At 70.2% G+C, this 11,043-nt stretch carries 11 protein-coding genes; 5 read left to right on the forward strand and 6 right to left on the reverse strand.

The annotated features are described in order from the left end of the window. Positions 1-70: 70 nt before the first annotated feature. Both aspS and AB4070_RS09070 read right to left on the reverse strand, forming a co-directional pair. Entirely contained in the window at positions 71-1,372 is a 1,302-nt protein-coding gene (gene aspS / locus AB4070_RS09065; RefSeq protein WP_441979789.1) for an aspartate--tRNA(Asn) ligase, read from the reverse strand. Between the two features lie 77 nt (positions 1,373-1,449). Beyond that, a complete protein-coding gene (locus tag AB4070_RS09070; protein WP_441979790.1) occupies positions 1,450-2,469 on the reverse strand; it encodes a DMT family transporter in 1,020 nt (339 codons plus the stop codon). A 46-nt stretch (positions 2,470-2,515) separates the two neighbouring features. Between AB4070_RS09070 and AB4070_RS09075 the strand changes: the two genes are divergently transcribed. Continuing rightward, on the forward strand, positions 2,516-3,112 hold the full coding sequence (locus tag AB4070_RS09075) for a TetR/AcrR family transcriptional regulator (protein ID WP_441979791.1): 597 nt from the start codon (positions 2,516-2,518) through the stop codon (positions 3,110-3,112). A gap of 11 nt (positions 3,113-3,123) precedes the next feature. On the opposite strand, the gene AB4070_RS09080 is transcribed toward AB4070_RS09075, so the two are convergent. Then, complete coding sequence (locus tag AB4070_RS09080; RefSeq protein WP_441979792.1) at positions 3,124-4,479, reverse strand: MFS transporter; 1,356 nt, start codon at positions 4,477-4,479, stop codon at positions 3,124-3,126. 99 nt (positions 4,480-4,578) lie between these two features. Between AB4070_RS09080 and AB4070_RS09085 the strand changes: the two genes are divergently transcribed. After that, a complete protein-coding gene (locus AB4070_RS09085; RefSeq protein WP_046747643.1) occupies positions 4,579-4,944 on the forward strand; it encodes a winged helix-turn-helix transcriptional regulator in 366 nt (121 codons plus the stop codon). 29 nt (positions 4,945-4,973) lie between these two features. Here AB4070_RS09085 and AB4070_RS09090 read toward each other — a convergent pair whose 3' ends face one another. Together AB4070_RS09090 and AB4070_RS09095 are read right to left on the reverse strand one after the other, a co-directional pair. Then, positions 4,974-5,825, reverse strand: coding sequence for a hypothetical protein (locus AB4070_RS09090; protein WP_441979793.1), 852 nt, complete (start codon positions 5,823-5,825; stop codon positions 4,974-4,976). Between the two features lie 42 nt (positions 5,826-5,867). Then, positions 5,868-6,248 carry a hypothetical protein gene (locus AB4070_RS09095; protein WP_441979794.1) on the reverse strand — a complete coding sequence of 127 codons (381 nt, stop codon included), beginning with the start codon at positions 6,246-6,248 and terminating at the stop codon, positions 5,868-5,870. Between the two features lie 125 nt (positions 6,249-6,373). Between AB4070_RS09095 and AB4070_RS09100 the strand changes: the two genes are divergently transcribed. Genes AB4070_RS09100 through AB4070_RS09110 form a run of 3 tightly spaced genes read left to right on the forward strand, consistent with a single transcriptional unit; the run spans position 6,374 to position 9,698 of the window. Then, on the forward strand, positions 6,374-7,039 hold the full coding sequence (locus tag AB4070_RS09100; protein WP_441979795.1) for a response regulator transcription factor: 666 nt from the start codon (positions 6,374-6,376) through the stop codon (positions 7,037-7,039). Further along, the gene (locus AB4070_RS09105; RefSeq protein ID WP_441979796.1) at positions 7,036-8,421 is read left to right on the forward strand and encodes a sensor histidine kinase; all 1,386 of its coding nucleotides are present in this window, start codon (positions 7,036-7,038) and stop codon (positions 8,419-8,421) included. Before AB4070_RS09100 ends, AB4070_RS09105 begins: the two co-directional genes overlap by 4 nt. Before the next feature lie 59 nt (positions 8,422-8,480). Beyond that, positions 8,481-9,698 (forward strand): LCP family protein, encoded by a 1,218-nt coding sequence (locus AB4070_RS09110; RefSeq protein WP_441979797.1) that lies wholly within the window; start codon positions 8,481-8,483, stop codon positions 9,696-9,698. Between the two features lie 15 nt (positions 9,699-9,713). Here the strand turns inward: AB4070_RS09110 and AB4070_RS09115 are convergent, their stop codons facing one another. Then, the gene (locus tag AB4070_RS09115) at positions 9,714-11,012 is read right to left on the reverse strand and encodes an MFS transporter (protein WP_441979798.1); all 1,299 of its coding nucleotides are present in this window, start codon (positions 11,010-11,012) and stop codon (positions 9,714-9,716) included. Between the last annotated feature and the right edge of the window lie 31 nt (positions 11,013-11,043).

Raw genomic sequence — 11,043 nt, forward strand, 5'->3', positions numbered from 1 at the left:
GGTTGATCGTCATGGAACAGATGCTATCGCGCACCGCGACCACGAGCTCTTGAGGAGCTCCCGGCGACAGTCAGGGTGTGAGCCGGTGCAGGTCGCGCGGGAACAGCGTCACCTCCCGGATGTTCGACGCCTCGATGAGCCGCGACACCCAGCGCTCCAGCCCGATCGCGAACCCGCCGTGCGGGGGCATCCCGTGCGCGAACGCCGAGAGGTACGAGGCGTAGGCATCGGGCGACTCGCCCCGCGCCTCGATGGCGGCGACGTAGTCGGAGTGCCGGTGCAGTCGCTGTCCGCCGGTGACGAGTTCGAGCCCACGGAAGATCAGGTCGAAGCTGTTGCTCCAGCGCGGGTCATCGGTCTGCGGGTGCGTGTAGAAGGGGCGTTTGCGCATCGGGTACCCCTCCACGGCGAGCACGTCGCTGCCGTACCGCTCCCGCGCCCACTCCCCCAGGGCGCGCTCATGCGCCGGCGCGAGGTCGGGCTCGTCGTCCGGAGCGCCCACCCGCCGAAGGGCATCCTGGAAGTGGATCACCGGGATCTCGTCGGGGATGACCGGCAGCTCGACACCGAGGCGCTCGACGGCGTCGCCGCTCTCGGTGCGGATGCCGTCGATCATGCCCGTCAGCACCCGATGCAGCAGCGCGAGCACGTCGCGGTGGTCGTCGATGAAGCCCAGCTCGGCGTCGAGCGACACGTACTCGGCGAGGTGCCTCACCGTGTCGTGCGGCTCCGCGCGGAACACCGGGCCGGTCTCGTACACGCGCTCGAAGACGCCGACGAGCTGCTGCTTGAAGAACTGCGGGCTCTGCGCCAGGTATGCGGTCGAGCCGAAGTAGTCGACCGGGAACACGTTCGCGCCCGACTCCGTCACGGAGTCGACGAGTTTCGGCGTCTGGATCTCGGTGAACCCCTCGGCGTCGAGCGTGCGACGGAATCCGCGCAGGCTCGCCGCGGCCAGCTCCCACTTCGCCCGCTGAGCAGGGTGCCGCCAGGTGACGGCGGCATGGTCGAGCACGGTCGGCAGCGCCGCGTCGAGCGTGGGACGCCAGAGCTCGACGACCGGCGTGCGCGCGGGTTCGGAGAGCAGGGTGACCTCCGGCGCCGTCACCTCGATCCCGCCGGGGGCATGGCCATTCGCGGTGGCGGTGCCTTCGATGCGCACGACCGTCTCCTCACCGGGCAGGCCGTCCACCGGCAGCTGGTCGGGTCGGAACACCACCTGCGCGAGTCCCGTGCGGTCGCGCAGGATCAGGAACGACACGGTGGCGAGTTCCCTGCGCCGGTGCACGTGACCCATGAGGGTGATCCGGGCACCATCGGGCATGGTGGGGAGTTCCGTGGCGAGCGTGCGGGCGGGGTCGGATGGCGACATGATTCCTCCAGGTGGCGAAAGCCCTGGAGGTGCGGGCGGGGGCTAGATCGCGGTGCCACCACACCTTCGCCGATCGCTCATCGGCCTCTCGTCGATACGCCGGACGCGCGGGAGCCGCTCGCCCCGAGAGGCCGAGGGTCGTCACTCCTCGCAGCTGCCGCCGCCAGCGTAGCATCGGGCTCCGGGCCGCCCACGTCGCTCCCGCCTCGCGCCTCGCTCACCAGCACGGCCGCGACACCCGCCGCGCAGAGCCCGAATCCGAGCAGCGTGACGCCCGTGAGCGGCTCGCCGAGGAGGAGCGCCCCCGCCGCCGCGGTGGTCGGCGCGACCAGGAACAGGAGGGCGTTGAGCGCTGTGATGCCCACCCGGCGCAGCAGCCACCAATACAGCCCGTACGCGGCGAGCGTCGGAGAGGCGGCCGCGAACCCCGCTGCCAGCCAGAACGATACGGACGCCGGAGGAACGAGAGCCCCGAACACCGCGGCGATCGGCACGAGGGCCACGGCCGTCACCGTCACGTGGATGGCCAGGGTCAGGAGGGTTCCGGTGCGCGGAGCCGAACGGCGCTGCAGGAAGGTGCCGACGATCAGACAGGCCATCGCGAGAGCAGGCCAGAGGTACCCGGCCGGATGCGCCTCCGAATCGTCGAGCTGCGACCGCACCACCAGCAGGACACCGCCGGCTCCGACCACGAGTCCGATCCACTGCGCACCCCGGACGCGCAGACCGAGCAGCGGCCCGACGAGGACCGCGACGATGAGCGGCTGCACCGCATCGATCAGAGCGGTCGTTCCGGTCGCGACCCCCGCGGCGATCGCCGCGTACACGGAGACGCAGTATCCGAACTGCGCGAACAGGCCGATGAGCGCCTGCCGCCCGAGGTCTGCCCTGGTGACACCTCGCGCCGCCCCGGTGACGGCGACGACCACGAGCAGGACCGCGGCCAGCGGCACGAATCGCCACACGAGCAGCGTCAGAGGAGAGCTGGCGTCGACGGCGATCGCGGGCACGAGGAAGCCGGAGCTCCAGGTCACCACGAACGCCGCGGCCGCCAGGACCGTCACCATGCCGTGAAGTAGACCGATCTGTTTACTCATCTGTGTGACTATACAGGTCGGTTTACTCGACGGCTATAGTGAAGACATGGCCGTCCCCGTACCCGAACTCGCCCCGCTCACGCCGGGAGCCACGCGCGTGCTCGACGCGGCGTCCCGCCTCTTCTATGAACGGGGCATCCATGCCGTCGGCGTCGACACGATCGCGGAAGCGGCCGGGGTCACGAAGAAGACGCTCTACGACCGCTTCGGGTCGAAGGAGGCCCTGGTCGTCTCCTACCTGCAGCACCGCGACGCCCTGTGGCGCGCCCACGTCGCACGACACCTGGAATCCGTCTCCGGACCCGGGGTCGAGCGGGTGCTCGCCGTGTTCGACGCCGCGATCACCTGGTCCGACGAGTACAGCCCGAAAGGGTGCAGCGCCATCAACGCGAGGGCCGAGATCGGCGACGGCCACGACGGCCACCCGGTCTTCCCCGAGGTGTCACGCCAGAAGGCGTGGCTGCTCGACCTCTTCCTCGAGCTGTGCCGCGAGGCCGCAGTCTCCGAACCCGAACTGATGTCGAAGGCCATGATGCTGCTCTACGAGGGTGCGATCGTCACGGTCGGCATGGAGACGTTCGCCGAGCCGTTCGTCGTCGCGCGCAGACTGGCGCGTGCAACCCTGGAGCAGGATCGGAGCTGACCCGCTGACCCTCAGCTGTTCGAGGGACGAGGAACCCGGCGACGCAGGAGCGGCACGACGGCGGACGCGACCACGACGATCGCGGCGGCGAGCGCAGCCGTGCCGAAACCGCCCGCCGCGACGACGGCGATCGTTCCGAGCACCGCGATGCCGAGACCTCCGCCGAGGGCGAATCCGACTTCCTGGATCGCTCCCACCTGTCCGGCGTCGTCTTCGACGGTGACGTCGAACAGCGCCGTCGCGGCGAGCGTCGCGCCGATTCCGAATCCCAGACCGACGAGCACCAGCGGAGCGGCCACGACCTCGGGGTCGGTGAACAGCCACAGCATTCCGACGGCCTGCAGCAGGAGCGCGCCCACGGTCAGGGTCTCGGTCCGCAGCCAGCGGAGCGCGATCGGGGCGATCACCCCGCCTATGGCGATCGCGGCCGCCTGCGGCAGGATCGCGAGGCCGGCCTCCGCCGCGGTCCAGCCCCGCGTGTCCTGCAGATGCAGGCTGACGAGGAGGACGGATGCCGAGGACACTCCGCTGGCGACGAGGATGCGGCTGATCGCGGGGCTGAAGCCGGGGATCGCGAACAGGCGCATGTCGATGAGCGGCTCGGGCAGTCGGCGCTGGCGCAGGATGAAGGACACGAGGCTGCCGGCAGCGACCGCGGCGGCGATAGCCGCCGGCACGGGGGCGGCGAGCGCCTCATGCAGCGCGAAGGCGAGTGCGCCGAGGGCCACGATCGACGTGATGATGCTCGGGAGATCCCACGAGGGCGTTCGCGAGCTGCGGGAGTCGGGCACCAGCCACACGGCCAGCACTCCGGCGAGCACAGCCAGCGGCACGCTCCCCAGCAGCAGCCAGCGCCACCCTGGACCCTCCGCCAGGAGTCCGCCGAGGACGGGACCGAGCGCGCTGCCCACTCCGAACGTCGCGGTCCACAGCCCATAGGCGAGCACGCGCTCCCTGGCGTGATACTTGGCCCCGATCGTGGCGACCACCCCGGCGACGACGAACGCCTCGGCCACGCCGAGGAGCGCGCGGATCACGATGAGCAGCAGACCGCTCTGCGCGAATCCGCCCACCGCGTTGAGCACGGCGAATCCGCCGAGACCGATCAGCACGATCCGCTTGCGCCCGAAGGCGTCGCCGATCCGGGCAGCGAGGATGAGGGTGGCGGCGAGGGACAGTGCATAGACGTCGGCCAACCAGAGCCCTTCGGTGTCGCTGAGTGCCAGCTCGCCGCGGATGGCCGGGAGCGCCGTGGAGACGCTGCTGATGGCGAGGGCGCCGATGAGGATTCCGAGGAGCAGGGGCACCATCGCGAACCAGAGACGGAGGGTCGAACGCGACGGGGACTGAGTGGGGGTGGAAGTCACGTGCTCAGTCTGTAAAGTACAGACAGAAGCTGCAAGTACTGTCATTTCTGTCACGTACTGACACTTCGGATACCGAGAAGGACGACAGAGGAGCGGGCGATGCGGGAGAAGACCGAGCGGATCGTGCGCGAGTGGTCGGAGTCGTGCGATGCGGAAGTGTCCATCGCCGTGCTCGGCGGCGCCTGGAAACCGAGCATCCTCACGCTGCTGGGCGAGCACGAGGTGCTGCGTTTCGGAGAGCTCGGCCGTCTGTTGGAGAACCCGACCGCCCGCGTGCTCACCCGCCAGTTGCGCGAGCTGGAGGAAGACGGCCTCATCACCCGCACCGTCTACCGGCAGGTGCCGCCGAAGGTCGAGTACCGCCTCAGCGAGCTGGGCACGAGCGCGACACCCCTGCTCGTCGAGTTGACGCGGTGGGGCACGCAGTACGCCGAGCAGCAGCGCGCGGCCACGACCGTCTCCTGAGTCCGCGGGGGTGAGTCAGCGGGGGCCGGTCACTCGCTGTCGAGGAACACCCCGACCCGCTCCGCCTCGTACACGAACTGCAGCGCCGTCCCGTCGGGGAAGCGCTCGGTCAGCTCCTTGGGCACGTTGCTGTCGAACGGCACCTCGACGGTCGCGGGGAACGCGCCGACGGTGCACCCCGTGTACATGGGCCCGTCGTAGGTCCACCCGTTGGAGGAGTCGAAGTCGTCCTTGTCAGGCACCTGATCCGCTCTGGCCACCGTGAGGCAGTCCGAGCCGACCGAACCGTTGTAGTAACCGCCTGAGCTCTCCACGATGACCAACCCGTAGAAGTCGAACACTGCGGAGCTCGGACCCACCCCCATCCATCCGGCCGGGATCACCAGGTCGGAGTTCGCGTCGAGCGTGGCGATCTGCGGAGCGCCGGAGGAGGAGGCGACGGGGGTCACCTTCACCAGGGCGAACGTGACGGCAGCCGACATCGCGGCCGCCGCGACGATCGCGACCACCCACAGGATCCTCGTCGTGCGCACCGAGAACCACGCCGCCAGACGCTCGGCGGGTTCCACCGTCGGCGGGGCCGCATCGGCGTCGTCGACCGAGGTGGCGAAGACGCCGAGCGCATCGCCTTCCGCGTCCTCGGGCTGTCGCCTCGACCGTCTGGTGCGGATGAGGGGTTCCGCAGCGCGCATCGGCTCCGAGTCGATGGGCTCCATCGCCGGTGCGCGCGGGACGACGTCCTCGGCCACAGGCCTCGGCTGTCTCCGTGCCTCCAGCTGCTGGAGCCGTCGGAGTGCGGCGGGATCGTCCTCGATGTCCGCCGTCGGACCATAGGCGCGGGCCCGGAGGGCGCGAAGCTCTTCATCAGCCGCAGTGCTCATCTCCGGCATCGTCTCACACGGGGGAGCTCAGCCGCAGAACACTCAGCCGCAGAACGCCGAGGCCGAGTCCTTGAGCTGTTCGATCGCTTCGACCGTCTCCGAAGCCTGCAGGTCGGTCATGCCGCCGATCTGCGTGGCGCCGGAGCGGATCAGATCGCCCAGCTGTCCGTCGACGTTCGCCGCGATCCCCTCGAGCGAGGCGACGAGGTCGTCGCGTGCGGCGTCGGCCTGCTCGGCCGAGACCGCGCCCTGATCGAGCAGCGCCTGGTACTGCCCGTAGGCACCGTCGATCGTGGTGCAGGTCGCCTGCACGTCGATCCCGACAGCGTCTCCCGCCATCTGCGTGACCTGCGAGCAGCCGGCGAGCGCCCCGGCACCGAGTCCGGCAGCGAGGACGAGGGGAAGGACCACGATTCGGCGCATGGCATGAGGGTAGCCGCTCGACCTGACGAGCCCCTGCGACCCGCCTCGGCGACCGTGCTCGGAGCCGATGCACGGGCGTCGCCGTCTATCATCGCAATCGCGCGGTGTCCGGGAGGTGGGGTGGGATGAAGGTCATGCTCGTGGACGACGACGCGGAGATCCGTCTCGGCTTCACCACCGCGCTGCGACGCCGAGGCCACACCGTCGACACCGCCGAGGATGTCGCCTCCGCACGCCTGCTCGCGGAACGCACGACCCCCGACGTCGCGATCATCGACGTCATGCTCCCCGACGGCGACGGGTTCTCGCTGTGCCGGGAGATCCGGGCGCGCTGGGGCTTCCCCACCGTGATGCTGACCGCCCGTGACGAGGATGCCGACGTCGTCGTCGGTCTCGACGCGGGAGCGGACGATTACATCGCCAAGCCGGTCAGCGTGGCCGTGCTCGAGGCACGTCTTCGGACGGTCCTGCGTCGCAGCTCCCGGCTCACCACGGAGCCGCTGCGGGTCGGATCCCTCGAACTGCACGAGGACTCGGCGGAAGCCCTGGCGGGCGGCGAGGCCCTGCCGCTGAGCGCGACCGAGTTCCGTCTGCTGCATGAGCTGGCGCTGAACGACGGGCACACCCTCAGCCGTTCGCGCCTGATCGACGCCGTCTGGGCGCAGTCACCGCCCGACACCTCCCGCGTCGTCGACACCGCCATCCAGCGGCTGCGTGCGAAGCTGACCGCTGCGAACGTCGCGACACCGCAGCTGGAGACCGTGCGCGGGATCGGATACCGGCTGCGATGACGGCCCGCCGCCGGCTCACGCTCCGCACCGCCATCGCCCTCGCTCTCATCGGCAGCACGGTCGCCGTCTCCGTCCTCGTCACCGGCGTCGTCGTCTTCACCGCGGGGCGGATCGTCTACGAGTCCCGACAGCAGGGTCTGCTCGACGAGTTCGCGACGACGGCGGATGCCCTGTTCACCTCCATCTCCACGGTGTCCCCCGACGACACATGGAGCTACTACGCCGACATCCTCCCCGGCGAGACGGTCATCATCGACCTCGACAGTGTCCGCAGCGCCGGCGAGCTCCGACCGGATCAGGTGCCGGATGCCCTGCGCATCGACGACAGCCGCCGCTCCGGCGAGGTGACCTCGCTGATGACCACGCTCGACGACCGGGAGGTGTTCTTCGTCTCCGTCGTCCGCGACGACCTCCCCCAGGACCCGAGTGGCCGCCTCGCCGTCGTCACCGCGTACTCGATGCAGCCGCAGCAGGAGCAGGTGCGGGAGCTGATCGTCTCCGGGGTGCTCCTCAGCGCGGGCGTCGTGGTCCTCGTCGTCCTGCTCGAGCGCCTGCTGGGCGGTGCGCTGACACGTCCGCTCCGCCGCCTCGTCGACACGGCACGGGCCGTGGGCTCCGGCGACGGCCCTCCGCCCTGGAAGCCGTCGTTCGACGACGTCGACCGGGTGGCCGACGCGCTCCGCCGCTCTTCGGAACGCCTGGGCGACACCATCGAGCGGCTTCGACAGCGCGAGGCGGAGTCGCGACAGCTCGTGAGTGACGTCGCCCACGAGCTGCGCACCCCCCTCACCTCGATGATGGCGGTCGACGAGATGCTCGACGAGGACGAGCAGACGACGGCCGAGGAGCGAGCGGTCGCCACAGCCGTCGTGCGCACGGGTACTCGGCGTCTGCACACCCTGATCGAGCACCTGCTCGAGCTGTCCCGCCTGGACGCCGGAGTCGCACGCGTGCACCGTACGACCGTGGTGCTGAACGACCTGCTCGCCGACGTGGTCGACGCGACGGGAGTCGACGTCGACGAGCTGTCGGTCGCGCCGAGCCTGCGGCTGCGTACCGACGCGGCACGGCTGCACACCGTGGTGGCCAATCTGCTCACGAACGCCTCCCGCCACGGACGCCCGCCGGTCGTCATCCGCGTGCGGGAGGACGGTGACGTGCTGCACATCGACGTCGGCGACCACGGGCCCGGCATCGCCGATGCCGACAGCGAGCGGGTGTTCGACCGGTTCGTCACGACGGATCGGTCCCGCTCGGACGGCGCGGGCACCGGGCTCGGCCTCGCGATCGCTCGTGACAACGCCCGCCTCCTCGGCGGTGATCTCGCACTCCTGTCCGGATCCCCGGGCGCGACCTTCCGCGTGACCGTTCCTCGCCTGTGACACTCGTGTGACATTCGTGCTCGACACTGGCTGCTCGCCGATGTCGAGAGGTCTTCCCCATGAGTCTTCCCCCGCTCCCCGCTCCGAGCCGACGGCGCCGGAGGCGCCTCCGGCGCTTCCTCACCCTTGCCGCCGTCGCGGTCCTGGTCATCGGCGGGGGTACGGTCGCCGTCGCGGCGCTCCGGCTGTCCCAGAACGTCACCACGGTCGAACTGCACCCCACCCGCACGGATGAGCCCCCCGTCGTGGCGGATTTCGACGGCGCGTTCGATGTGCTGCTCGTCGGTTCGGACGGCCGCGCGGGGCAGGGCGCCCAATACGGGGAGGGCGGCGACGTCGAAGGCAGCCGGAACGACGTCACCCTGCTGCTGCACGTGAACGACGCTCACGACGCGGCGACCGTGATCTCGTTCCCCCGAGACCTGCTCGTCGACATGCCCTCGTGCACCGACCCCGAGACCGGGAAGACGTGGGCTGCGGGGCACCGGGTGCAGTTCAACGAGTCGCTCTCCCGTGGAGGGCTGGGCTGCGTCGCCTCGACGGTCACGGCCCTCACCGGGATCGATCTCGCCTACGCGGCGGAGATCAGCTTCACGGGAGTGATCGATGCCTCGAACGCCGTCGGCGGCGTGCCGATCTGCTTCGCCGGCCCCGTCCACGATCGCCACTCCGGACTGGAGATCCCCGAGGCGGGGACCTACGACCTCAGCGGCGAGCAGGCCCTGGCGCTTCTGCGCTCGCGCTACGGCATCGGGGACGGGAGCGACCTGGCTCGCATCTCGACCCAGCAGGTGTTCCTCTCCTCGCTCGTGCGGACGCTCCGTGACCAATCGACCCTGACCGACCCGGTGAAGCTCTACGGCATCGCCGACGCGGCGACCAGGAACATGACGCTGTCGACCCCGCTCGCCGACCTCGGCACGCTCGCCTCGATGGCGAAGGTCTTCAGCGACCTGCCGCTCGAGAACATCGCGTTCGTGTCGTACCCGCACCTTCCCGCGGGCGACCGCGTCGTCCCCGACGAGCAGTCGGCCGCCGCGCTGATGGAACGGGTGATCTCCGGTGAGACGGTGAGCATCAGCTCCGACCACACCGGTCGTGGCAGCGAGCTCTCCGCGCCGGCCACCCCGCCGTCCGCCGACTCGGAGGGTGCGGAGACGACACAACCCGATACGACACAGCCCGAGACGACACAGCCCGAGACGAACACCCTGCCGTCGAACGTCGACGGGCAGAGCGCGGCCCAGGACACCTGCGTGCGTCCGAACGCCGGGTAGCCGCACCGCGACAGGTCAGTGGTCGCGTGCGGGCGGATCGAGCGGAACGCGGGAGTTCAGGATGAGCAGCGCGACGCCCCCGACGGCGGAGATCGCGGCGGGGATCCAGAACAGCTGCGGAAGGCCCAGCCACAGCGAGCCGATGCTCCCCACGAAGCCTCCGACGGCGGCGTTGATCGCATAGGAGCTCATGAACACGCTCGTGGCCATGCCGACGCGGGTGGGGACGAGGCGTTGCGCCACGGTGATGCCCAGCACGCCGAAGGTCGCGATCACTCCTGCCATCAGCACCTGCCCCACGATGAGCGGGACGATGTGCGGCGTGATCTGACCCGCTGCGGCATAGGAGATGTGTGCGGCGACCGCCATCAGCGCACCCGCCGTGAGGACGCGCGCGAGACCGAAGCGTGTCGCGAGCCGTGCGGCGAACGGCATGAGGAGCAGCTCGACGAGGGGCTGGAAGCCGATGACCGCCCCGCGCACGCCCGCATCGACGCGCAGCTCGCCGTCCATGTACAGCGGCAGGTAGGCGAGCTTCACCGTCTCGCCGCACATGATGAGCACGTAGATCGCGGTGAAGACCAGGAGGGGCAGCATCGAGCGCGGGTGCGGAACGGGCGGCCCGGCGGGCGAGGAGACGGCCTGTCCTGGCTCGCGGATCGGCGTGGACAGAGCCCGCCGCGCGGCGGCAGAGTCGGACTTCACCCCGATGAGCGGCACGAGGGAGAGCAGCACGCAGAGGCCGGTCACGAGCAGCAGGGGACGCAGACCGATGACAGCGCCCAGGACGGCGCCGATGACCGGCCCGACGATCCACCCGAACGCCATGGCCATGCGCATCACCGCGACGACCTCGTTGTCCGCGGGCGTCGGCCTGCGGTTCAGTTCGTCCCGCACCGCAGCCTGCAGCTGCGCCGCCCCCGCTCCGGCCGTGCTCAACAGCAGCATGTTGATGGCGAACGGCATCCACGCCTGCATGGCGACCGCCATCAGGACCCACCCGAGGAACCCTGCGATGGCGGAGAGCCGGAAGACCAGCAGTCGCGAGCCGGCGCGGTCGGACAGTGAGCCCACGAGGTAGCCGGCGATCGGCGCGGTGAGGTTGGTCAGGAAGTAGAGGCCTGCCTGGGCCGTGGACAGATGCAGCTCTCCCACGAGGAACAGCGTGATCTGCGGGACGGTGACGGAGATCCCGATACCGGAGATGACCAGGCTGATGAAGACACCGCGCAGGAGCCGGGAGCGGAGGATGTAGCGCGACGCCGACGGTGGGCCGCTCGACGATTCCGCGGTCTCCGAAAGCCGAGATGCCACGCAGAACCATCCTCGTGTGCCGTGCGAAAGG

Source organism: Microbacterium sp. 2RAF4, from assembly GCF_052115285.1.
Taxonomy (GTDB): Bacteria; Actinomycetota; Actinomycetes; order Actinomycetales; family Microbacteriaceae; genus Microbacterium; species Microbacterium oxydans.

Coding starts and splice junctions, on each gene's coding strand:
- AB4070_RS09075 (WP_441979791.1), top strand. CDS start 2,516: ATGGCCGTCCCCGTACCCGAACTCGCCCCGCTCACGCCGGGAGCCACG.
- AB4070_RS09090 (WP_441979793.1), bottom strand. CDS start 5,825: ATGAGCACTGCGGCTGATGAAGAGCTTCGCGCCCTCCGGGCCCGCGCC.
- AB4070_RS09085 (WP_046747643.1), top strand. CDS start 4,579: ATGCGGGAGAAGACCGAGCGGATCGTGCGCGAGTGGTCGGAGTCGTGC.
- AB4070_RS09100 (WP_441979795.1), top strand. CDS start 6,374: ATGAAGGTCATGCTCGTGGACGACGACGCGGAGATCCGTCTCGGCTTC.
- AB4070_RS09105 (WP_441979796.1), top strand. CDS start 7,036: ATGACGGCCCGCCGCCGGCTCACGCTCCGCACCGCCATCGCCCTCGCT.
- aspS (WP_441979789.1), bottom strand. CDS start 1,372: ATGTCGCCATCCGACCCCGCCCGCACGCTCGCCACGGAACTCCCCACC.
- AB4070_RS09110 (WP_441979797.1), top strand. CDS start 8,481: ATGAGTCTTCCCCCGCTCCCCGCTCCGAGCCGACGGCGCCGGAGGCGC.
- AB4070_RS09095 (WP_441979794.1), bottom strand. CDS start 6,248: ATGCGCCGAATCGTGGTCCTTCCCCTCGTCCTCGCTGCCGGACTCGGT.
- AB4070_RS09070 (WP_441979790.1), bottom strand. CDS start 2,469: ATGAGTAAACAGATCGGTCTACTTCACGGCATGGTGACGGTCCTGGCG.